21 protein-coding genes are annotated in these 21,562 nt (G+C 66.7%); 7 read left to right on the forward strand and 14 right to left on the reverse strand.

Annotated elements, in window-relative coordinates; all coding sequences use genetic code 11:
* Position 1 precedes the first annotated feature (1 nt).
* From HV681_RS24765 to HV681_RS24780, 4 genes are all read right to left on the reverse strand, one after another.
* Positions 2-1,105, reverse strand: coding sequence for a polyamine ABC transporter substrate-binding protein (locus HV681_RS24765; protein ID WP_175125750.1), 1,104 nt, complete (start codon positions 1,103-1,105; stop codon positions 2-4).
* A gap of 145 nt (positions 1,106-1,250) precedes the next feature.
* Positions 1,251-1,982 carry a 3-deoxy-D-manno-octulosonic acid kinase gene (locus HV681_RS24770; RefSeq protein ID WP_175125752.1) on the reverse strand — a complete coding sequence of 244 codons (732 nt, stop codon included), beginning with the start codon at positions 1,980-1,982 and terminating at the stop codon, positions 1,251-1,253.
* A complete protein-coding gene (locus HV681_RS24775; protein ID WP_082578979.1) occupies positions 1,972-2,394 on the reverse strand; it encodes a group II truncated hemoglobin in 423 nt (140 codons plus the stop codon). The genes HV681_RS24770 and HV681_RS24775 overlap by 11 nt, the downstream gene beginning before the upstream one ends.
* Complete coding sequence (locus HV681_RS24780; protein WP_175125754.1) at positions 2,394-4,925, reverse strand: ABC transporter permease; 2,532 nt, start codon at positions 4,923-4,925, stop codon at positions 2,394-2,396. Before HV681_RS24780 ends, HV681_RS24775 begins: the two co-directional genes overlap by 1 nt.
* Positions 4,926-5,026: 101 nt before the next feature.
* Here HV681_RS24780 and HV681_RS24785 point away from each other — a divergent pair, with 101 nt between their 5' ends.
* From HV681_RS24785 to HV681_RS24795, 3 genes are all read left to right on the forward strand, one after another.
* Entirely contained in the window at positions 5,027-6,001 is a 975-nt protein-coding gene (locus HV681_RS24785) for a TRAP transporter substrate-binding protein (RefSeq protein WP_175125756.1), read from the forward strand.
* A gap of 102 nt (positions 6,002-6,103) precedes the next feature.
* Positions 6,104-6,604, forward strand: a complete 501-nt coding sequence (locus tag HV681_RS24790) for a TRAP transporter small permease (RefSeq protein WP_056567167.1) — start codon at positions 6,104-6,106, stop codon at positions 6,602-6,604.
* A 38-nt stretch (positions 6,605-6,642) separates the two neighbouring features.
* Positions 6,643-7,920 carry a TRAP transporter large permease gene (locus tag HV681_RS24795; protein WP_175125758.1) on the forward strand — a complete coding sequence of 426 codons (1,278 nt, stop codon included), beginning with the start codon at positions 6,643-6,645 and terminating at the stop codon, positions 7,918-7,920.
* Between the two features lie 123 nt (positions 7,921-8,043).
* Here the strand turns inward: HV681_RS24795 and HV681_RS24800 are convergent, their stop codons facing one another.
* Positions 8,044-8,334: a DUF3579 domain-containing protein gene (locus HV681_RS24800; RefSeq protein WP_013392635.1), complete on the reverse strand. Its 291-nt coding sequence runs from the start codon at positions 8,332-8,334 to the stop codon at positions 8,044-8,046.
* Positions 8,335-8,513: 179 nt separating this feature from the next.
* On the opposite strand from HV681_RS24800, the gene HV681_RS24805 reads away from it, so the two are divergent.
* Positions 8,514-9,695, forward strand: coding sequence for an aspartate aminotransferase family protein (locus HV681_RS24805; protein WP_175125760.1), 1,182 nt, complete (start codon positions 8,514-8,516; stop codon positions 9,693-9,695).
* Positions 9,696-9,751: 56 nt separating this feature from the next.
* The gene (gene argF / locus HV681_RS24810; RefSeq protein WP_175125762.1) at positions 9,752-10,693 is read left to right on the forward strand and encodes an ornithine carbamoyltransferase; all 942 of its coding nucleotides are present in this window, start codon (positions 9,752-9,754) and stop codon (positions 10,691-10,693) included.
* Between the two features lie 90 nt (positions 10,694-10,783).
* On the opposite strand, the gene HV681_RS24815 is transcribed toward argF, so the two are convergent.
* The 4 genes from HV681_RS24815 to HV681_RS24830 form a co-directional block, all read right to left on the reverse strand.
* A complete protein-coding gene (locus tag HV681_RS24815; protein ID WP_175125764.1) occupies positions 10,784-11,344 on the reverse strand; it encodes a DUF4286 family protein in 561 nt (186 codons plus the stop codon).
* A gap of 11 nt (positions 11,345-11,355) precedes the next feature.
* Complete coding sequence (locus HV681_RS24820) at positions 11,356-11,886, reverse strand: carboxymuconolactone decarboxylase family protein (RefSeq protein WP_175125766.1); 531 nt, start codon at positions 11,884-11,886, stop codon at positions 11,356-11,358.
* A gap of 2 nt (positions 11,887-11,888) precedes the next feature.
* Entirely contained in the window at positions 11,889-12,842 is a 954-nt protein-coding gene (locus HV681_RS24825) for a Bug family tripartite tricarboxylate transporter substrate binding protein (protein WP_175125767.1), read from the reverse strand.
* Positions 12,843-12,911: 69 nt separating this feature from the next.
* Positions 12,912-13,778, reverse strand: a complete 867-nt coding sequence (locus HV681_RS24830; protein WP_175125780.1) for an amidohydrolase family protein — start codon at positions 13,776-13,778, stop codon at positions 12,912-12,914.
* A 97-nt stretch (positions 13,779-13,875) separates the two neighbouring features.
* Here HV681_RS24830 and HV681_RS24835 point away from each other — a divergent pair, with 97 nt between their 5' ends.
* Positions 13,876-14,826, forward strand: coding sequence for a LysR family transcriptional regulator (locus tag HV681_RS24835; RefSeq protein WP_175125768.1), 951 nt, complete (start codon positions 13,876-13,878; stop codon positions 14,824-14,826).
* A 69-nt stretch (positions 14,827-14,895) separates the two neighbouring features.
* Entirely contained in the window at positions 14,896-16,236 is a 1,341-nt protein-coding gene (gene argG / locus HV681_RS24840; protein ID WP_175125769.1) for an argininosuccinate synthase, read from the forward strand.
* A gap of 105 nt (positions 16,237-16,341) precedes the next feature.
* Here argG and HV681_RS24845 read toward each other — a convergent pair whose 3' ends face one another.
* From HV681_RS24845 to HV681_RS24865, 5 genes are all read right to left on the reverse strand, one after another.
* The gene (locus tag HV681_RS24845) at positions 16,342-18,270 is read right to left on the reverse strand and encodes a potassium transporter Kup (RefSeq protein WP_175125770.1); all 1,929 of its coding nucleotides are present in this window, start codon (positions 18,268-18,270) and stop codon (positions 16,342-16,344) included.
* Positions 18,267-19,337 carry a sensor histidine kinase gene (locus HV681_RS24850; RefSeq protein ID WP_063952906.1) on the reverse strand — a complete coding sequence of 357 codons (1,071 nt, stop codon included), beginning with the start codon at positions 19,335-19,337 and terminating at the stop codon, positions 18,267-18,269. Before HV681_RS24850 ends, HV681_RS24845 begins: the two co-directional genes overlap by 4 nt.
* Positions 19,338-19,451: 114 nt before the next feature.
* Entirely contained in the window at positions 19,452-20,123 is a 672-nt protein-coding gene (locus HV681_RS24855; RefSeq protein ID WP_006218435.1) for a response regulator transcription factor, read from the reverse strand.
* Between the two features lie 63 nt (positions 20,124-20,186).
* Positions 20,187-20,681, reverse strand: coding sequence for an ExbD/TolR family protein (locus HV681_RS24860; RefSeq protein WP_175125771.1), 495 nt, complete (start codon positions 20,679-20,681; stop codon positions 20,187-20,189).
* A partial coding sequence (locus tag HV681_RS24865; RefSeq protein WP_175125772.1) for a MotA/TolQ/ExbB proton channel family protein occupies positions 20,681-21,562 on the reverse strand: 882 nt, incomplete at its 5' end. The genes HV681_RS24865 and HV681_RS24860, both read right to left, overlap by 1 nt.

A 21,562-nucleotide genomic window follows, 5' to 3' on the forward strand; every position in this document is an offset into this window, starting at 1 on the left:
ACTAATTTCCCAACTTCAGCTCGGACCACAACTTGTTCTGCAGCCGTGAAATGTTCAAGGGCAAGGCCTTGATCACGTACAGGGTCTTGGAGACCTCGGCGGGCGGGTAGATCATGGGATTTTCAGCCACATCCTTGTTCACGAACTGCCGCGCTTCCTTGTTGGCGTTCGGGTAGAACATGGTGTTGGTGATGGCTGCGTGGACCTTCGGCGTTTCGATGTAGTTGATGAACGCGTGGGCCTCTTCGGGATGCGGCGCATCCTTGGGGATGACCATCAGGTCGAACCACGCCGGCGCGCCGCCCTTCGGAATGAAGTAGTTCACTTCATAAGGCTTCTTGGCGTCCTGCGCGCGCTTGCGGGCAATCATGACGTCGCCGGAGAAACCGTAGACCATGCACAGGTCGCCCACGGCCAGTTCGTCGATGTAGCCCGACGAGCTGAACTGGCGGATGTACGGACGGATCTTCTTCAGCACTTCCATCGCGGCCTGGTAGTCGGCGCTGTTGGTGCTGTTGGGGTCCTTGCCCAGGTACTTGAGCACGGCCGGGAACACCTGCGCGGCTTCGTCCAGCATGGAGATGCCGCATTCCTTCAGCTTGGCGGCGTTCTCGGGCTTGAAGATCATGTCCCAACTGGCCAGGTCCACGTCGTCGCCCATGATCTGCTTGACCTTGGTGACGTTGTAGCCCAGGCCATTGGTGCCGTAGCCCCACGGAATGGCGTGTTCGTTGCCGGGATCGACCGTGGCGACCAGCGCCATGACTTCAGGATCCAGGTGCTTCCAGTTGGGGATCTTGGACTTGTCCAGCTTCTGGAACAGGCCGGCTTCGATCTGGCGCGAGGCGTAATGGGTGGACGGGACAACGACGTCGTAACCCGACTTGCCGGCCAGCAGCTTGGCCTGCAATGCGTCGTTGCTGTCGTAGACGTCATAGCGGACCTTGATGCCGGTTTCCTTTTCAAAACCCGGGATCGTGTCCGGGGCCGTGTATTCGGCCCAGTTGTAGACGTTGACGACCTTGTTCTGCGCCATCGCAGCCGACGTGGCCGTCGCGACCAGCACCGCGCCGAGCGCCCAACGCATTCCCGCCTTCAGTTCCATTATGTCCAGCCCCCTTGCTCTATGCCGTTTATGACAGGAGTACCAAAAGGCGAAATGATAAAGCCATTTTGCGATGACCTGCCCAACTTTGGGGGGTAATTGGCGCAATTGCTGCCTTGGCGGGCCGCGGCGGGCGGGCCAGCGGTCAGGGCTGGATTCCGATGCCCCAGGCCGTCCAGTAGCTGTCGCGCAGGCGCATCCAGAACCGGTCGCCGGCCTCGCCGGCCAGCTTGCGCAGCGACCGGCGCAGGCGGTCGAGATTGGCCTGGCGCTGCCGCTCCGACAGCCCGCCCTGCGTGCCGCGGTCAAAGTCGATGAGCCAGACCCGGCCATCGTTGCCGATAAGGATGTTGAACGCGTTCAGATCGGCATGCCAGACGCCCGCCCGGTGCATGCGCACGATGGCATCGGCCACCGGCTGCCACAGGGGCTCGGAAAGCGCCTGCGCCAAGGGCCGCACGCCGGGAATGCGCTCGACCACGATGGCGGCGCGGTAGATTGGGCCCTGGCGCCAGTAGGCGGCCGCCAGCGGCGCCGGCACCGGCAGCCCTTGCGCGCGCAGGGCGGCCAGCAGCCGGTATTCGCGAAAGCTGCGCGTGCGCGACTCGCCGTTCCACAGATACGCGTCGCGGCTGATGCGGGCGATCATGCCGCCGCGGCGGTAGCGCCGCAGCACACCCTGCCAGCCCTGCCCCTCCACGAACCACGCGGCCTGGCGTCCGCCGGCGTCCACCGGCCGCGCCCGGTCGCCATAGTGACCGGGGTTGAAGACTTCGGGGCCCGCGTCGGCAAGGCGCCGGGCATCGCTGAGCATGGCGCCGGCCAGCGGGCCATCCCAGGTGGTGCGCCGCGCGCCGGATTGATCGTCAGCCTTCACGGTTGCGCATCCAGTCGGCCACGCCGTAGAACGATTCGAGCAGACGCTCGACCAGGACGGGCTCGATGCCCTCGTCTTCCATTGCGCGGCCGATACAGGTCACCCATTGGTCGCGCTCGACCTCGCCGATGGAGAACGGCAGATGACGCGCCCGCAGGCGGGGATGGCCGAAGCGTTCGATGTAGTGGTCCGGACCGCCGAAATAGCCGCAGAGGAACCAGAAGAGCTTGTCGCGCGCCTCGTCCAGGCTGGGGCCGTGGGCGGCGCGCAGTTCCTTGAGGTCGGGCTCCATGTCCATCAGGTCATAGAAGCGGTCGACGAGGGCGCGCACGCCGGCTTCGCCGCCAAGAAGGTCAAACATGGTGCGGGAGTTTTCCACGGGTTCTGTAATGGTGTGGACGCGGGACGTCATCAGGTTTCTCGAAGGGTGACGAGCGGCGGCGTGCGCAGGACGCCGCGCAGGGCAAGCGCGCCGCCCGCCCAGGCGCCCAGCATGCCGGTGCCGATGCCGGCCAGCCACGGCCAGAGGCTGAGGGTAATGGTGAAGTCGAACACCTGGGTTGATAAAGCCCAAGCGATCGCGGTCGCGCCGGCCGCCGCAAGAAGGCCTGCCAACCCGCCCACGGCCCACAGCTCGATGCGCTGCGAACGGGCAAGCTGACGGCGCGTGGCGCCCAGCGCGCGCAGCACCGCCGCCTCGCGCATGCGCTCGTCGCGCGTGGCGGTCAGCGCCGCGGACAGCACCAGCACGCCGGCGGCCAGGGTGAACAGGAACAGCAGCTGCACGGCGCGGCCCACTTCATTCAGCACGGACTGCAACTGCTGCAGGATGGCGCCCACGTCGAACACCGTCAGGTTCGGAAACTCCCGCACCAGGGCGGGCAACACCGCCGCCTTTTCGGGCGGCAGGTAGAAGGACGTGATCCAGCTCTGGGGCATGTCGGCCAGTGCGGCGGGGGTCAGGATGGCGAAAAAATTGACGCGCATCGTATCCCAATCCACCCGGCGGATGCTCGACACCGCCACCTCGACCTGCTGGCCGGCCACGTCGAACGTCATCTTGTCGCCCAGCCCGATGCGCAGCGACTGCGCCAGCCCGGCCTCCAGCGAGACCTCCGCGGAACCCGGCGTCAGCCAGCGGCCCTGCTCGATCCGGTTGGACGACGGCATCTCGTCGCCATAGGACAGGTTGAATTCGCGGTCCACCAGGCGCTTGGCGCGCGGCTCTTCATAATCGTCCGGTCCCACCGGCTTGCCGTTGACGGCAATCAGCCGCCCGCGGACCATCGGCGACAGCGTGATGCGGCCCAGGCCTTCGCGCGTCAGCGCGTCGGTCACGGCCTGGCGCTGGTCCGGCTGCACGTTGATCAGGAAGCGGTTGGGCGCGTCCGGCGGCATGGTGCGTTGCCAGCCCTGGATCAGATCGGTGCGCGTCATGGTCAATAGCAGCAGCGCCATCAAGCCGACCGCCAGTGCGCAGACCTGGGTGATCGTGGCCGCCCGGCGGCGCACCACGCCCGCCAGCGCAAAGCGCAGCGCGGGCAGGCCGGCGGCCAGCCGGCGCACGCGCGCCAGGCCCAGGATGCACAGCCAGGCAACCAGCGCGAACACGCCAAAGGCGCCCAGAAAGCCGCCCGCCACCACGCCGCCCAGCTTGGCATCGCCCGCGAACCACCAGATCAGCAGCGCAAAACCCGCCGCGCCCAGCACGTAGCCGAACGCGCTGCGCGCGCTGATCTTGTCCGCGTCGCGCCGCAGGACGCGGGCGGGCGGCACGTGGCGCAATTGCGCCAGCGCGGGCAGCGCGAACCCCAGAAGCAGCAGCAATCCGGTCAGGACGCCCTGCAACGCCGGAATGGCAGACGGGGCCGGCAAGGTCGTGTCGATCAGCGACCCCAGCAGCATGACCAGCACCTGATGCACACCAAACCCCAGCAGGCAGCCGGCGGCGGACGAAAACAGCCCGACCAGCGTGAATTCCAGCGTCAGCATGCGCGCGACCTGCGATTGCACGGCGCCCAGGCAGCGCATGACCGCGATGCCATCACGATGCCGCGTCATGTAACGTCCCGCCGCCAGCGCCACGGCCACGGCCGAGATCAGCACGGCCAACAGCGCGACCAGCGACAGAAAACGCTGCGCGCGGTCCAGCGTGCGGCGCACTTCCGGGCGGCCCGATTCCAGGGTGGCGATCTTCTGGCCGCGCTTCAGGTTCTGGTTCAGCCAGGCGGAATATCCGGCCACGGCGTCGGGCTGGCCGGCGACCAGCATGGCATAGCCGATGCGGCTGCCCGGCGCGATGAGGCCGGTGGCCGGCAAGTCGCTGGCGCGCAGCAGCACGCGCGGGGCGACGTTGACGAACTGCATGCCCTTGTCCGGCTCATAGGTGATGACGCGGTCGATGCGCATGTGGGCGTCGCCCACGTTCAGCGTATCGCCCACCTTCAGGTTCAAGAGCGCCAGTAACTGCGCGTCAACCCACACCGCGCCTTCGGGCGGGATGTCGCGCGTGGGCGCATCGGGCGCGAACGGCGCCTCTGCCACCCGCAAGGCCCCGCGCAGCGGATAGCCGGGCTCCACCGCTTTCAATGCCGCGAGCTGCGCGCCGTCCCCAGCGCCCACCATGGAGGGAAACTGCCACGTGCCGGAAACGGTCAGGCCGCGCTCGCGCGCCTGATCCTTGAAGGCGGCGGGTACGGGTTCGTCGGCATCCAGCACCAGATCGGCGCCCAGCATCTGGCCGGCGTCGCGTTCCAGCGCGCGGCCGACGCGGTCGGCCAGAAAGCCCACGCTGGTGACGGCGGCCACCGCCACGACCAGCGCCAGGACCAGCAAACGGAGCTCGCCGGCGCGCGCATCGCGCATCATCATCCGGGCGCCCAGGCGCAAGGTTGACCAGAAACCAGGGCGCCTGGCCTGTGACATATCAGGGAAATCCATCATTCGTCCATGTTAACTAAGCGCCTGTAGGGCGTCCGAATCCCGATATCATCCCGGGGCGGGAGGCAAAGCCGCCCATAAAGATAACCAATCCGGAGAAGACAATGCGTAAAACCTGGCTTGCGGCCACGATTCTGGCCGCCTGCGCGGCCGCCACCTCGCTGCCCGCGGCAGCGCAGACCACCCTGAAGATGGCCTACGCCCTGTCGACGTCGTCGCACTACGGCGCCGGCGCCGACGCGATGGCCAAATCCATCGAAGGCTCGACCAACGGCAAGTTCAAGGTCCAGCAGTTTGCCAACAGCGCGCTGGGCGGCGAACGTGAAGTGATCGAAGGCCTGCAGATCGGCACCATCGATCTCGCGATCGTTTCGACCGGTGCAACCCTGAATTTTGTTCCCGAGACCGGCGTTTTCGACATCCCGTTCCTGCTGCGCGACCTGCCGCACGCCCGTGCCGTGCTCGACAGCAAGATCGGCCAGGACATGCTGGCCAAGTTCCCCAGCCGCGGCATCGTGGCGCTGGCGTGGGGCGAACAGGGCTTTCGCCACCTGACCAACAACGTGCGCCCGGTCAAGACCCCGGCGGACGCCAAGGGCCTGAAGATCCGCACCACCGAAAACCCGATCCACATCACGGCCTTCCGCCAGATCGGCATCCTGCCGACGCCGATGGCCTGGCCTGAAGTGGCCACCGCATTGCAGCAGGGCACCATCGACGGCCAGGAAAATCCGCTGTCCGTGATCACGTCGGCCAAGCTGTCGCAAATGCAGAAGTACCTGTCGCTGACCGGCCACGTGTACGGCCCGGCCCTGGTGCTGATGTCCGCCAACGTCTATGAAGGCCTGTCGGCCGCCGACAAGGCCAACTTCGACAAGGCCGGCAAGGAATCGGCCCAGGCCATGCGCGCCTACGTCGACAACATCGAGAACACGGGCGTCGAGCAGCTCAAGAAGGAAGGCATGCAGGTGTCCGAAGTGGACCGCGCCGCTTTTGCCGCCGCTGTGGAACCGGCCTACCCCGAGTACTACAAGAAGTTCGACAAGAAGCTGATCGACTCGATCCGCGACACCAAGTAAGCCGGCACGGCCCCCATCGCGGGGCCGTTTGCCTGGCGGCGGGACCGGCCTGCGCCGCGCGCCCGCCCCACTTTTCCGCGTCCATCGCCAACGGAATTCACCATGCGTTTGCTCTGCGCCTTCGACCGCGGCCTGTTCAAGCTGGTCTCGGCCCTCGCCCAACTTTTGCTGGTGGCCGCCGCGGCCGCCGCGTTCTACCAGGTCATCGCCCGGTTCGTGCTGCACTCGCCCGCCGACTGGAGCGAGGTCCTAACCCGCGCCCTCCTGATCTGGACCGTGCTGCTGGGCGTGGCCCTGGCCTTCCGCCACGGCGCCATGATCAGCGTCGAGCTGCTGCGCAACCTGCTGGGCGGCACGCGCCGCCGCGTGCTCGAGGCCATCATCGGCCTGATCTGCGCGGGCTTTCTCGGCTTTCTGGCCTGGATCGGCGGCAACATGACCTATCGCGTGCGTTTCCAGAACGTGCCGAGCCTGGACATCTCGATCTCCTGGATCTACCTGGCGATTCCCGTGGGCGCCACGCTGGCGGCCATCGCCGTGCTGGCCCGCTGGTGCGCCGGCGAAGAAGACGACGTGCCCGTGCGCAACGACGCGCAAGGCTGAGCCGCCCCCCTTATCGAATCTGAGCAGCAGAAATCGCCATGTCCCAATTAATGATTGTCTCGATGCTGATTTTCTTCGGGCTGTCCGTGCCGGTCGCCGTGTCGATCGGGCTGGCCAGCCTGGCGGGAGTCGGCGCCTCGGGCCTGCCCTGGCTGGTCGTCGCGCAGCAGCTGTTTGCCGCGCTGGACAAGTACCCGCTCGTGGCCATCCCCTTCTTCATCCTGGCCGGCAACCTGATGGAAGCCGGCGGCATCTCCGAACGCATGGTGGAATTCGCCAAGAGCGTGGTCGGTGGCATCCAGGGCGGCCTGGCCTGCACCTGCGTGCTGACCTGCATGATCTTCGCGGCGGTCGCGGGCTCCAGCGTGGCCACGACCTTCGCGGTGGGCGCCATCCTGATCCCGGCCATGATCCGGCACGGCTATCCGGCCCCCTTTGCCGCCTCATTACAGGCCAGCGCGGCGGAACTCGGAGTCATCATCCCGCCGTCCATCCCGATGATCCTGTTTGCCGTGTCCACCGACACCTCCACGGGCGAACTCTTCATCGCCGGCGTCATGCCCGGCATCCTGATCGGCATCGCGCTGATGTTCTACGTCTGGCTGTACGCCAAGCGCAACAACCTGGGCAAGCGCGACGGCGAAGGCCGGCTGCCGCTGTGGCCCGCCTTCAAGCGCGCGTGGCTGGCGCTGCTGATGCCCGTCATCATCCTGGGCGGCATCTACGGCGGCGTCTTCACGCCGACCGAAGCGTCGGTCGTGGCCGTGATGTACGCCGTCTTCGTGGGCAAATTCATCTACCGCCGCCTCACGTTCCGTCAGTTGTCGGACACGCTGCACAAGTCGGTCGTGTCGACCGCAGTCATCATGTTCGTGATCGCCAACGCGGGCATCTTCAGCTTCCTGCTCAACCGCGCAGGCATTCCGGACGCGCTGGGCACGTGGCTCGCCCAGATCTTCGACACCAAGTTCGGCTTCCTGATGGGCGTGAACGCCGCCCTGTTCGTGATCGGCATGTTCATCGAGACCTCGGCGTCGATCGTCGTGCTGGCCCCCTTGCTGCTGCCGGTGGCGCTGCAGTTCGGTGTCGACCCGGTGCACTTCGGCATCATCATGGTGGTCAACCTGGCGCTGGGCATGATCACGCCGCCGTTCGGGGTGAACCTGTTTGCCGCGTGCGCGGTGGCCAAGCTGCCGCTCGAGCGCCTGATCAAACCCCTGGTGCCCTTCGTCGGCGTGGTGATCCTGTGCCTGATGGTCATCACGTACTGGCCCGGGCTGTCGCTGGGGCTGCGCGATCTGGTGTACGCGAAATGATGTGCGTCGCCGCCGCGCGGGCAATCGTCCGTGCGGCGGGTAGCGCCCGGCCCGCCTGACCGGCGTGCAGGGATCGCAGAATGAGAAAAGCGCCCGGTTGGGGCGCTTTTTCGTTCTGGGGGCCTAGATTTCGCGTTCTTCCGTCTTGAGGTTGTTGTCGCGGGCGAAATCCACCACGAACTTGTAGGCCAGCGGCTCCAGGTCGCGCAGGCGCAGGTCGACGACGATCCCGCGCACGCCATCGATCACGACGGGCAGCACATAAGGCGAATAAGTGAGGTGGTTACCAGCACAGCCGGCGGGCCGGAACTGTGCCATTACGCCGGCGAGCCGTTCCGCCCAATCGCTCGGGCGGAAGCGGCTACCGCTTTCGGTAACGCCATGAATTACGAATTGTCTGACGCGAGTTGCCATGTGTTCTTCACTGCGGGACGCCTTTCACGAAAGCCGGATCTTCGGCGTGATCAAACATGCGTGCCGCGCCGCGAATTGTATATGATTGATCCTTTGCCCTCTTTCGAACCGCGATTCGCCCCTGATTCGCCCTAGCAAGCGGGCATGCTGTCGATGCCATTCCCCCAGGAGGATCCGCGATGAGCTCGCCTCTGGCCAATATCTATGCCCGGCTGCCGGTATCGTTCACGCACGGCCAGGGTGTCTGGCTGTGGGACGCAGGCGGCCGCAAGTATCTGGATGCCCTGGCCGGCATCGGCGTCTCGTGCCTGGGCCACGCCCATCCGAAGCTGGTCGCCGCCATCGCCGAGCAGGCGGCCCGCGTCATCCATACCTCCAACATCTACGACATCCCGCAGCAGACCGAGCTTGCCGCCCGGCTGACGGCGCTGTCCGGCATGCAGGAAGTCGCGTTCAACAACAGCGGCTCCGAGGCCAACGAAGCGGCCATCAAGCTCGCCCGCTACTACGCCTACCAGCGCGGCAACAAGCACGCTCACATCATCACCATGGATTCGTCCTGGCATGGCCGCACGCTGGCCACGCTGGCGGCTACCGGCAGCGACAAGGCGCGCAAAGGCTTCGAGCCCCTGCCCAGCGGCTTCATCCAGGTGCCGTACAACAACCTGGACGCGGTGCGTGCCGCCGGCGACGCCGAGCCGCGCACCACCGCCGTGCTGCTGGAAGTCCTGCAGGGCGAAGGCGGCATCCGCCCGTCCGACATCGCCTACCTGCAGGCGCTGCGCCAACTCTGCACCGAGCGCGGCTGGCTGCTGATGATCGACGAAGTGCAGTCCGGCATCGGCCGCACCGGCAAGTGGTTCGCGCACCAATGGGCCGACATCCGCCCCGACGTCATGACGCTGGCCAAGGGCCTGGCGGGCGGTGTGCCCATCGGCGCGACGCTGGCCGCGGGCCCGGCCGCAGGTGTGTTTACGCCGGGCAGCCATGGCACCACGTTCGGCGGCGGGCCGCTCGTGTGCGCGGCAGGCCTCGCGGTGCTCGATGCGCTGGAATCCGAAAACCTGCTTGAAAACGCCCATGACGTGGGCGAATACCTGAAAGACCGCCTGGCCAGCGCGCTGGCCGGCACGCCCGGCGTGACCGACATCCGCGGCCGCGGCCTCATGCTGGGCATCGAGCTGGCCCGCCCCTGCGGCGTCCTTGCACTGCGCGCCATGGAAGCGGGCCTGCTCATCAACGTCACGCGCGACCGCGTCATCCGCATGCTGCCGCCGCTGATCCTGACGCGCCAGGAGGCCGACCAGATCGTCGCCCTGCTGGTGCCGCTCATCCAACAGTTCCTGGCCGAAAAACCATAATCAACGTCCCTGCCGGGCCACGAGCCTGGCGGGGCCCAATGACCTGCGACATCAACATGACTCCTCCCACGACTCAAAACGGCCCGCTGCGGCACTTTCTGCAGTTCAAGGACTTCTCGTCCGCCGAGATCGCCTACGTGCTGGACCGCGCGCGCCTGATCAAGGAAAAGTTCAAACGCTATGAACCCCACATGCCGCTGCATGACCGCACGCTGGCAATGGTGTTCGAAAAGGCCAGCACGCGCACCCGCGTGTCGTTCGAGGCCGGCATGTACCAGATGGGCGGCTCGGTCATCAACCTGACGTCCAACGATTCGCAGCTCGGCCGCTCCGAGCCCATCGAAGACACCGCGCGCGTGATTTCGCGCATGGTCGACATCGTCATGATCCGCACGTTCGAGCAGACCCGCATCGAGCGCTTCGCGTCGCATTCGCGCGTGCCCGTGATCAACGGCCTGACCAACGAATTCCACCCGTGCCAGATCCTGGCCGACATCTTCACCTACATCGAGCACCGCGGCCCCATCGCCGGCAAGACGGTCGCCTGGGTGGGCGATGCCAACAACATGGCTTACACGTGGCTGCACGCGGCCGAAATGCTGGGCTTCACGCTGCACGTGTCCACGCCGGCCGGCTACGAACTCGAAGCCTCGCGCATCGGCACGCCGTCCGACAAGGTGCTGCGCCAGTTCAAGGACCCGATGGAAGCCTGCCAGGGCGCGCACCTGGTCACTACCGATGTGTGGACCAGCATGGGCTACGAGGCCGAAAACGAAGAACGCCGCGCCGCATTCGCCGACTGGTGCGTGGACGCCGAAATGATGGCCGCGGCTGACCCGAAGGCCGTCTTCATGCACTGCCTGCCCGCCCACCGCGGCGAGGAAGTCACCGGCGAAGTCATCGACGGACCGCAGAGCGTGGTCTGGGACGAAGCCGAAAACCGCCTGCACGTGCAGAAGGCGCTGATGGAATTCCTGCTGCTCGGACAGGTCGACTAAACCCGTCCTGCACGCATGAGAAGGGCCCGGACATCCTGCGATGTCCGGGCCCTTCTGCTTTTGACTTTCTGCTTTCTAAAACGCTTGGCGCTACAGGATCTTCCTGAACATCGTGCGCCGCGTGTTGCGGAACGACGGCCGCACGCGGCTGCTCCAGTCGGTCGCGCGCACCGCCAGCCACGGCGGGCTGCCAAAGGTTTCCTGCGTGTGCAGGTCGTAGCAGGCCAGGTAGCGCGGCGATTCATCGCGGCATTCCCAGCGCTGCGCGCGCACCGTGCCGGGCACAGACGCCAGCCCCGGCAGATGCTCCTGGTCGTACCAGGCGTTCAGGTCGGCCTCGGCCTCGGGCAGCACGTCGGTTTCGACGATGTAGTGCCACGGCGCCTCCTGCCCCGCCGACGCGCCGGGCAAATCCAGCGTCCGGTGCAACACCCGCGCATGCGCGCCGGGCGCCAGTTCAGCGAGGCGGGCCTGGATCTCCGGCAATGCACGGACCCCGCGCACGGTCACGTAGGTTTCCTCGGCTTCCAGCGCGGCAAAGGCGCTGATCTTCACCTCCGCCAGCCCGTCCGCAAGACGCTCGGCCAGATCCCGGGCGCGCGCCTCGTCAAACCGTTCCCCCAGCGACACCAGCAACATCGTTTCCTGCACAGCCATCTCCTTCAATGTCCGACGCGCAAGGCGACCAGAAAGCGCGACACCATGTTGTACGCGCCGACCGTCGCCGTCAGTTCCACCAGTTGCGCATCATCGTAGCGCTCGCGCAGCGGTGCAAATACCGCGTCCGGCACCTCGATGTCGCGGGTCATGGCATCCGTCAGCGCCAGCACCTCGGCTTCGCCCGGTTCCAGCCCCTGCACCTGATCTGGCGCGGGATTGCCGCGCAGGACGTCGATGACGGCCTGCGGCATGCCGCCTGCCAGCGCGTGCGGCACGTGCGCCTCGAACTCGTACGGCGCATTGTTCAAGGTCGCCACGCGCAGGATGATCAGCTCGCGCAACCGCGGCGCCAGCGACGTCTTCTGCCGGATCGCGGTCAGCATGGCTTCCCAGCCCTCGACCACCGCCGGACTGTTCAGCAGCACCTGATACAGCGGCGAGATACGGCCGCGCGCGGCAGCGATGCGCGCCTCCAGCACGGCCAGCTCCGGGCGGGTGCCCGGCACCACGGGTTCGATTCGGCGGGCGCTCATGCTTACTCCGGACGGATGTTCTTGCGCTGGATCAGCGCGGTCCATTTCTCGCGGTCGGCGGCGATCAGCGCGCCCAGTTCCTGCGGCGTGCTGGGCGCGGCCTCGGCGCCGAACTTCTCCAGGCGGGCGCGGACGGCCTCGTTGGCCAGCGCGGCGCGCACAGCCTGGTTCAGCTTGTCGACGGTAGCGGCGGGCGTGGCTGCGGGTGCGACCAGGCCGTACCAGTTGTTCGATTCGACGCCGGGGATGCCCAGCTCGGCCATCGTCTTCACGTCGGGCAGCAGCGGATGGCGTGTCGGCGCGGCCAGGCCCAACGGCTTGAGCTTGCCGCCCTGGATATGGCCGATCAGGCCGGGCACGTCGCCGAAGAAACCGGACACCTGATTGCCCATCACGTCGTTGATGACGGGCGCCGCGCCCTTGTAAGGCACGTGCAGCACCTTGGCCTTGCTGGAATCGGCAAACATTTCCAGCGTCAGGTGCGGAATGCTGCCGATGCCCGACGAGCCGATGGCCACGGACTGCGACGCGGCCTGCGACTTCTTCACGAAGTCGGCGGCGTCCGTCGCCGGGTTGGACGGATTCACCACGAACACCGTGGCGTTGTTCACCACGCGCGAGACCGGCGCGAAATCGCGCGCGGGATCATACGGCAGGTCCTTGTACAGCGCCGGGCTGATTGCCACCGCGCCCACGCTGGTCAGGAACAGCACCGAGCCGTCGGCCGGCGCCTTGGCCACGTAGGCGGCCGCGATGTTGCCGTTGGCGCCCGCCTTGTTTTCGACGATGACGTTCTGCTTGAGCTCCTTGCCCAGCTGCTCGGCCAGCACGCGGCCCACCAGATCCACGGGGCCGCCCGGCGGGAACGCGATGATCAGGCGCACGGGACCGTCGGCGTGGGCCGCGCCAGCGGCGGCCAGGCTCAGCACGGCGGCCGAGATGATTTTCTTGAACATGGTGTCTCCTCGTTGATGGGGATGTGCTTGCGGCGGGGGCTTCCTGGCCCTCGTTCCGCTTTCTCTGTGCTACTGAAATCCGTAAAGCCGCGCCGGGTTGTCCACCAGCACGCGCTGGCGCAGTCCGGCGTCCGGGCATGCTTCGAAAAACGTGTCGACCAGTTCACCGTCGTCCGGCATATCGCCGGCCACATTCGGATGCGGCCAGTCCGTGCCCCACAAGGTGCGGTCCGGCAAGGCCTCAACCAGCGCGCGCACGAAGGGAATGCCTTCCACAAAGGGACGGCGGCCGGCGGCGATCCGGTCGATGCCGGACACCTTGACCCACGCCTGGCCTACGTCCGCCAGGCTGAGCAACGCGCGCATCGCCGGTGAATCAAGCCCATCGGCCGCCTTCAGCCTGCCCATGTGGTCCACGACGAACGGCACCGGCAGCGTGAGCAGTCGCGGCAGCAGTTCGGGCAGCATCGCGCCGTCCACGTGCAGGCACAGGTGCCATCCCAACGGCGCGATCAGCTTGACCACGTGGTCGAACACCGCCGGCTCGGGCGCGCCGCCCAGATGCGGCACGAAGTTGAACCGCGCAGCCCGCACGCCGCCTTCGTGCAGCGCCTTGACGCTGGCAGCAGTGGCGTCCGCGCCCAGCAGCGCCACGCCGCGATAACGCCCTTCGCTGCGCGCCAGCGCATCCAGCAAGGCGCGGTGGTCCGATCCGTGGCAGTTGGCCTGCACCACGACCGCGCGCCCGATGCCCAGATGGGCATGCAGCGCCGCCATGCTGGTGAACGACGCGTCCGGCGGCGTGTACGACCGGCCTTCGGCATACGGAAACACATCGCCCGGTCCGAAGACGTGGCAATGCGCGTCGCACGCGCCCGGCGGCAGCGCGTGGCGGGGACGGGAGGGCGAGGCAAGCGGCGGACGGCAATCGGGCACGGGGACTTCCTGCATGGAAAGCGCCATGGTCGCGGAATGCCGGAGGGCGAACAATGCTATACCGTATATTTCTGATATCGAAAAACCTAATATCCCGATGGATCTCAAGCAGATCGAGTACTTCGTGCGCGTGGCCGAGCGACGCAGCTTCTCGCGCGCCGCTGAAATGCTGGACGTCGCGCAGCCCACACTCAGCCGTCAGGTGCGGCTGCTGGAACTGGAGCTGGGCCAGCATCTGCTCTACCGCAACGGGCGCGGCGCCGAGCCCACGGAAGCGGGACTGCGCTTTCTCGAGCACGCCCGCGCCCTGCTGGCGTTGGCCGAGCGCGCCAAGGAGGATCTGCAGACGCTGCGCGAAACGCCCACCGGCAAGGTCATGATCGGCCTGCCGCCCCGCATCGCGCGCGTGCTCACGCCGCCGCTGGTGCAGGCGTTCCGCCAGAATTTCCCCGATGCCTCCATCGCGGTGGCCGAAGGCCTGAGCGCCCAGGTGCGCGAATGGCTGCTCGCCGGCCGGGTGGACCTGGCCTTGCTGTACGATCCCGCCCCTTCCCCGCAACTGGTCTACGAGTCACTCTTTCGCGAAGACCTCGTCTTGGCCGCGGCCGCGGGCCATCAGCCGCCCCTGCCCGCCCGCGTGCCGGTCGCGCGGCTGGGCGACTATCCGCTGGTGCTGCCCAGCCTGCCCAACGCCATCCGCACCCTCGTTGAAAGCGTCTGCCGTGCGCAGGGTGTGCGGCTCAAGGTCGCGGCCGAGGTCGACGCCGTGCAGACCATCGTGGAACTGGCCGCGCAGGGCGACGCCTACGCCATCCTGCCGCGCTCGGCGGCGCGCGGTCCGGCCGCCGAACATGAACTGTCCCTGTGCGCCATCGGCTCCCCGACGATCACCAACAACCTGGTGCTGGCCAGCGCCCGCCATCGCCCAGCCACCCGGCTGGCCGCGGCCACGGGCGAGCTGATCCGCGGCCTGCGGCTTGCCGAGCTGTTCGCGCCAGGCGCCCCCCGCGCCGCAACCCCGGCGGCCAGCCCCCCTCAAAAGAGTTAAAATGGCGGGCTATTTTCTTGTTTGGCGGCTCGTTGCTGTCAAAGTCCTGTTGGCGTCTCACCTCAAACAATGACCACTATCCTCCCGAACCTGCCCACCGGCCAGAAAGTCGGCATCGCCTTTTCCGGCGGCCTGGACACCAGCGCTGCGCTCCTCTGGATGCGCAACAACGGCGCCATCCCCTACGCCTACACCGCCAACCTGGGCCAGCCCGACGAATCCGACTACGACGAGATTCCCCGCAAGGCGCTGGCCTACGGCGCCGAAAACGCCCGCCTGATCGACTGCCGCGCGCAGCTCGTGGCCGAAGGCATCGCCGCCCTGCAGTCGGGCGCGTTCCACATCTCGACCGCCGGCATCACGTACTTCAACACGACGCCCATCGGCCGCGCCGTCACCGGCACGATGCTGGTCGCCGCCATGAAGGAAGACAACGTCAACATCTGGGGCGACGGCAGCACGTTCAAGGGCAACGACATCGAGCGTTTCTACCGCTACGGCCTGCTCACCAACCCGGAACTCAAGATCTACAAGCCCTGGCTCGACCAGCGCTTCATCGACGAGCTCGGCGGCCGTTCGGAAATGTCCGAATACATGCGCCAAGCCGGTTTCGACTACAAGATGTCGGCTGAAAAGGCCTACTCCACCGACTCCAACCTGCTCGGCGCCACGCACGAAGCCAAGGACCTGGAACACCTGAATTCCGGCATCCGCATCGTCAAGCCCATCATGGGCGTGGCGTTCTGGCGTGACGACGTCGCCGTCAAGGCCGAGGAAGTCACGGTCCGCTTCGAAGAAGGCCAGCCCGTCGCCCTGAACGGCGTCGAATACGCTGATCCCGTCGAACTGCTGCTCGAAGCCAACCGCATCGGCGGCCGCCACGGCCTGGGCATGAGCGACCAGATCGAAAACCGCATCATCGAAGCCAAGAGCCGCGGCATCTACGAAGCCCCGGGCCTGGCCCTGCTCTTCATCGCCTACGAGCGCCTGGTCACCGGCATCCACAACGAAGACACGATCGAGCAGTACCGCGAAAACGGCCGCAAGCTGGGCCGCCTGCTGTACCAGGGCCGCTGGTTCGACCCGCAAGCCATCATGCTGCGCGAAACCGCCCAGCGCTGGGTGGCCCGCGCCGTCACTGGCGAAGTCACCATCGAACTGCGCCGCGGCAACGACTATTCGCTGCTGAACACCGTGTCGCCCAACCTCACGTACGCGCCCGAGCGTCTGTCCATGGAGAAGGTGGAAAATGCCCCCTTCACGCCGGCGGACCGCATCGGCCAGCTCACCATGCGCAACCTCGACATCGTCGACACGCGCGAAAAGCTGTTCACGTACGTCAAGACCGGCCTGCTCGCCTCCAGCGGCACGTCGCTGCCCCAACTGAAAGACACGACCTCGAAGAAGTAATTCTTCAAGGCCAAACAAAAACCCTCGGTTTCCACACCGAGGGTTTTTTTTCGCCTGGCTGTTGTGGCCCGGCGCGGCGAGGCCGCGACGCGGGCAGCGTGGCGGCTACAGCTCGACCTGCATGCCCATCTCCACGACCCGGTTCGCCGGGATCTTGAAGAACTTGGTGCTGCGGGTCGAATTGCGCGCCATGAACGAGAACACCGCGCGCCGCCACCGCGACAAGGCGGGCTTCCTGGCCGCCACGACCGTCTGGCGCGACAGGAAGAACGACGTGCGCATCGGCTCCAGGTCCAGCTCCGGATACGCTTCGGCAATCAGGCGCAGCGCCTCCGGCACGTCCGGATCTTCCTTGAAGCCGTAGGTGACCGTCGCAGCCCAGCTCGATGCGCTGAGCTTGTTCACCTCGAAGCGCTCTTCGGGCGCGATATACGGCACGTCGGCCGACTGGATCGACAGGAACAGTACGTGGTCGTGCAGCACCTTGTTGTGCTTCAGGTTGTGCAGCAGCGCCGGCGGCACGTTGCCCGAATTCATCGTCATGAAGATGGCGGTACCCGGCACGCGCGACGGCGGATACTGCTCGAGCTGCTCCATGAATTCCTTGAGCGGCTGGCGGTCGCGCTGCTGCATGTCGGACAAGAGACGACGGCCGCGCCGCCACGTCATCATCAGCGTGAACACCACGATCGCCACCACCAGCGGCAGCCAGCCGCCTTCGTGAATCTTGAAGACGTTGGCCGAAAACAGCAGCACGTCCAGCAGCAGCAACAGGCCCAGCACCAGGAACCACATCATGCGCTTGATGCCCGTGCTGCCGCGCGGCAGCACCGCAAACGCCAGCACCGAAGTCGTGAACATCGTGCCCGTCACCGCAAAGCCGTAGGCCGCGGCCAGGTTGTCGGAATTGCGGAACCACAGCACCAGGATCAGCACCGCGCACAGCAGCAGCGCGTTGACCTGCGGCAGATAGATCTGGCCCTTCTCGATCGCGGACGTGTGCAGGATCTGCATGCGGGGCCAGAAGCCCAGCTGCACTGCCTGGCGCGTCACCGAATAGGCGCCCGAAATCACGGCCTGCGACGCCACGATGGTGGCGATGGTGGCCAGCGCGACCAGCGGGGCAAGCCCCCATTCCGGCGCCATCAGGAAGAACGGATTGCGGATGGCGGTGGGATCGCGCAGCAGCAGCGCCCCTTGGCCGAAGTAGCACAGCGTCAGCGCCGGCAGCACCATGCTGAACCAGGCCCGGCGGATCGCCGGGCGGCCAAAGTGGCCCATGTCGGCATACAGGGCCTCGGCCCCGGTCAGCGCCAGCACCACCGCGCCCAGCAACACGAAGCTGACCCACGGCGCTTCGACGATGAAGCGCAGCCCCCACATCGGGTTCAACGCGGCCAGCACCTCGGGCGTCTGCCAGATCTGCCAGCCGCCCAGGGCCGCCAGCGTGGCGAACCACAGGAACATCACCGGACCGAACAGCTTGCCCATGGCGGCCGTGCCATGCGACTGGATCGCAAACAATGCGATCAGCACGACCAGCGCGATCGGCACAACCCAGTGGTCCAGCGTATGCGACACGATGCCGATGCCTTCCAGCGCCGACAACACCGAAATCGCCGGCGTGATCATGCTGTCGCCGTAGAACAGCGCCGCACCGAAGATGCCCAGCACGATCAGCACCCAGCGCAGCTTGCCCTCGCGCGCGCGCACCGCCAGTTCCAGCAGCGCCAGCGTGCCGCCCTCGCCGCGGTTGTCCGCGCGCAGCACCAGCATCACGTATTTCAGGGACACCACCACCATCAGCATCCAGAACAGGATGGACAGCACGCCCAGCAGATGGGCCGGCTCCAGGTCGGTATGCACGCTCAGGCCGGTCAGGCAGGCGCGCAGCGTGTAAAGCGGGCTGGTGCCGATGTCGCCGTACACCACGCCCAGCGCGCCCAGGACCAGCGCCGCTCGCGACGATGGGGCGTGGGCGCCGCCCGGGTGACCTGGGGGCAAAGAAGCAGCGCTGACCGTGCCTTGGCTCATGATGCGGGTTCTTGGCGAGTGAGTTGAGCCCCCTTGCGAGGGCCGGGGAATACGACGGACAGCCGCGTCCCGGAAAAGTCGGGCCGGCTGGTGAGCTTCCACCACGCGCCGTGCGCGTGCGCGATTTCTCGCACGATGGCCAGTCCCAGGCCCGAACCGCCGGCCGTCGCAGTGGGCGACCGGTAGAACGCCTCGAACACGCGATCGCGCTCTTCGGGCGGAATGCCGGGACCGTCGTCTTCGACGGTCAGCGAGGGCGGATTGGCGCCCACGATCAGCGTGATGCGCCCCGTCGGGTTGCCATAGCGCAGCGCGTTATCAATCAGGTTGCCCAGCAGCTCCGCGAGCAGCAAGGGGTCCGCGTCGATCCAGATGGGCGTTTCGGGCGCGGCCAGATCCAATTCGTAGTGCGCCTCGCGCACCCGCGGAAACCATTCGGCGCCATGCACCCGCACCCACTCGCACAGGTCGATGCGCACAAAGCTGTCCTGCGGGCGCGCATTGGGATCGGCGCGGGCCAGCACCAGCAGCTGCTGGCCCAGCCGGATCATGCGGTCGCTGACGGCCTTGATGCGCTCTGCACGGGCCCGCACGTCGTCGGGCAAGGGGCGCGCCAGCATGAGTTCGGATTCCAGCCGCAGGCCCGACAGCGGCGTGCGCAACTGATGCGCGGCGTGGCCAATGAAGCGCCGCTGCGCGGCCAGCGACGCATCCAGCCGCAGCAGCAGATCATTGGTGTGCGTGACCAGCGGTTCGATCTCCACGGGCACACCTGCAACCTCCAGCGGCTGCATGTCGTCGATGGAGCGCTGCCGGATTTCTTCAGACAGATGGTTCACCGACCGCAGGCCGGACCGCACACCCTGCATCACCACCCATGCAAACAGCGCGATCAACGCCACCTGGCCCACGACCATCAGCCAGAAGAAGTCTTCCAGCATCCACAGCGACATGTCGATCTTGTGGGTGATGACCCAGGTTGCCGCCAGATCCAGCAGGACGAGCAGCAGGATGGGCGGCATCAACCGGATGACGAGATGCCGGGCAAGCGATCGGGAGGGAAGCATGGGGGGGCGCGCAGCCGGAGACGGTTGGGGGGTGCGTTCCTGCGTCATGGCGCGAAGCCCTCGATGAGGCGGATGAAAACGCGCGGACGGCGATCGCCGGCCGCGGCCGGCCCGTCAGGCCGTTTCCACATCCAGCATGTAGCCAAAGCCACGTACCGTCTGGATGCTGGCGCCCGTGCCTTCCAGGCGCTTGCGCAAGCGGTACACGTAGACTTCGACGGCGTTCTCGCTGAAATCCGCGTCCCAGGCGGACAGGGAATTGACGATCTGGCGCTTGGTCACGACGCGGCCCACGCGGGCCATCAGCATTTCGAGGACGGAAAGTTCACGCACCGACAGCGACAGGCGCTGGCCATTGGCGCGGACTTCGCGGCCGACGGTGTCGAACACCAGCGGGCCGACTTCGATGAGCGGCTGGGCCTGGCCGGCACGGCGGCGGCCGAAGGCGCGCACACGCGCGGCCAGCTCGGGCAGTTCGAAGGGTTTGGTGACGTAGTCGTCCGCTCCGGCGTCCAGACCGGCAACGCGGTCTTCGATGCCATCGCGAGCGGTGAGGATGAGCACGGGAACCTGATTGCCGTCCTGCCGCAGTTGCCGCAGCACGTCCAGGCCGCTCATGCCGGGAAGATTGAGGTCGAGCAGCATGAGGTCATACGGCTGGCCCGCCAGCGCGCCCAGAACCCGGTCGCCCTCAGTCAGCCAGTCGACCGCATAACCCTGGTCGGCCAGGAATTCCTGGAGCGCATGGCCCAGGGTGGTGTCGTCTTCGATTACCAGAACTCGCATGCCGCGATTCTAGCGCGATCCAAAAAAAAAGGGGCGCGAAATGCGCCCCCTTCCTGGATTCGTTCACCGGCCGGACGGTGCCGGGGCCGGAGCCGCGGCAGGTGCGCCCGAAGCGGGAGCACCCGCCGCCGGAGCACCACCCGAGGGCGGCGTCGTGACGAAACCGATACGCGTCATGCCCGAGCGGCGCGCCGAGGCCATGACCTTGGCCAGCGTTTCGTAACGGGTGTTCTGATCAGCGCGAATGCGGATCTCGGGTTGCGGCTTGGTGCCGGCGATCGACTTGAAGCGATTGGGCAGGTCGTCGATATTGACCGGCTTCTCGTCCCAGAACAGTGCGCCCGCGGCGTCGATCGCCAGGTCCACGGTCTTGGGTTCTTCCTCGATCTGCTCGGCAGCCACCTGGGGCATGTTGATCTTGATCGAGTGCGCCAGGAGCGGCGCCGTGATGATGAAGATCACCAGCAGCACCAGCATGACGTCGATCAGGGGCACCATGTTGATCTCGGACACCGCATGGCTTCCGGACCCTTTACCCTCAAAGCTGCCAAAGGCCATTATTCGCTCCCGCGTTGAGCCGCGTGGCCGTTCTGGCGACGCAGCGCGCGCACCTTGCCGTCGGACAGCGCAACTTGCTGGCCGGTGGTCAGGAACGCAAACAGGTCATGTGCAAACGCATCCAGGCGCGACAAGTACACGCGGTTGTTGCGCACGAAGGTGTTGTACGCCAGCACCGCCGGGATGGCCACCGCCAGGCCCAGACCCGTCATGATGAGGGCTTCGCCCACCGGACCGGCGATGCGGTTGATGGTCACGCCATCGGACAGGCCGATGCCGACCAGCGCGTGATACACGCCCCACACCGTGCCGAACAGGCCGACGAACGGCGCCGTCGAACCCACCGAGGCCAGCACGGTCAGGCCGTTTTCCAGCTTGGCCGTTTCTTCGTCGATGACCTTGCGCATGGTGCGCGTGACGAAATCCGAATTGCTGCCCGACTCTTCCAGCTTGGTGGCGCCGAATTTGTTGTGGTGCGCCTGCGCGTGCATCGCGTGGCTGGCCAGATGCGAGAACGGATCGCGCGCGCCGTGCGTGTTGATTTCGTGCTCGACCTGTTCCAGCGAGCTGGCATTCCAGAACTTGTTCAGGAAGTCTGCCGAACGCTTGCGCATGCTGACGTTGCTGCCTGCCTTGACCAGGATGAGATACCAGGTCACGAGCGACATGAGGATCAGGATGACGAACAGGCTCTTGCCCACGAAGTCGCTCTGGGCGACGAAGTGCAGGAAGCCCATGTCGGGGACCGGCGCGGGCGCAGGCGCGGCCGGCAGCGCCGCCGCGGCGCTGTGCAGCGCGTCGGCCGATTGCTGAACGGCGCCAGCAGCCTGCTGGACTACGTCGCCGCCCGTCGTGGCGGCTTGCTGGGCTGCGGGTGCGGC

Source organism: Achromobacter animicus, from assembly GCF_902859585.1.
Lineage (GTDB): Bacteria > Pseudomonadota > Gammaproteobacteria > Burkholderiales > Burkholderiaceae_B > Achromobacter > Achromobacter animicus.

Coding starts and splice junctions, on each gene's coding strand:
- HV681_RS24765 (WP_175125750.1), bottom strand. CDS start 1,105: ATGGAACTGAAGGCGGGAATGCGTTGGGCGCTCGGCGCGGTGCTGGTC.
- HV681_RS24775 (WP_082578979.1), bottom strand. CDS start 2,394: ATGACGTCCCGCGTCCACACCATTACAGAACCCGTGGAAAACTCCCGC.
- HV681_RS24780 (WP_175125754.1), bottom strand. CDS start 4,925: ATGATGGATTTCCCTGATATGTCACAGGCCAGGCGCCCTGGTTTCTGG.
- HV681_RS24785 (WP_175125756.1), top strand. CDS start 5,027: ATGCGTAAAACCTGGCTTGCGGCCACGATTCTGGCCGCCTGCGCGGCC.
- HV681_RS24790 (WP_056567167.1), top strand. CDS start 6,104: ATGCGTTTGCTCTGCGCCTTCGACCGCGGCCTGTTCAAGCTGGTCTCG.
- HV681_RS24795 (WP_175125758.1), top strand. CDS start 6,643: ATGTCCCAATTAATGATTGTCTCGATGCTGATTTTCTTCGGGCTGTCC.
- HV681_RS24800 (WP_013392635.1), bottom strand. CDS start 8,334: ATGGCAACTCGCGTCAGACAATTCGTAATTCATGGCGTTACCGAAAGC.
- HV681_RS24805 (WP_175125760.1), top strand. CDS start 8,514: ATGAGCTCGCCTCTGGCCAATATCTATGCCCGGCTGCCGGTATCGTTC.
- argF (WP_175125762.1), top strand. CDS start 9,752: ATGACTCCTCCCACGACTCAAAACGGCCCGCTGCGGCACTTTCTGCAG.
- HV681_RS24820 (WP_175125766.1), bottom strand. CDS start 11,886: ATGAGCGCCCGCCGAATCGAACCCGTGGTGCCGGGCACCCGCCCGGAG.
- HV681_RS24825 (WP_175125767.1), bottom strand. CDS start 12,842: ATGTTCAAGAAAATCATCTCGGCCGCCGTGCTGAGCCTGGCCGCCGCT.
- HV681_RS24835 (WP_175125768.1), top strand. CDS start 13,876: ATGGATCTCAAGCAGATCGAGTACTTCGTGCGCGTGGCCGAGCGACGC.
- argG (WP_175125769.1), top strand. CDS start 14,896: ATGACCACTATCCTCCCGAACCTGCCCACCGGCCAGAAAGTCGGCATC.
- HV681_RS24845 (WP_175125770.1), bottom strand. CDS start 18,270: ATGAGCCAAGGCACGGTCAGCGCTGCTTCTTTGCCCCCAGGTCACCCG.
- HV681_RS24850 (WP_063952906.1), bottom strand. CDS start 19,337: ATGCTTCCCTCCCGATCGCTTGCCCGGCATCTCGTCATCCGGTTGATG.
- HV681_RS24855 (WP_006218435.1), bottom strand. CDS start 20,123: ATGCGAGTTCTGGTAATCGAAGACGACACCACCCTGGGCCATGCGCTC.
- HV681_RS24860 (WP_175125771.1), bottom strand. CDS start 20,681: ATGGCCTTTGGCAGCTTTGAGGGTAAAGGGTCCGGAAGCCATGCGGTG.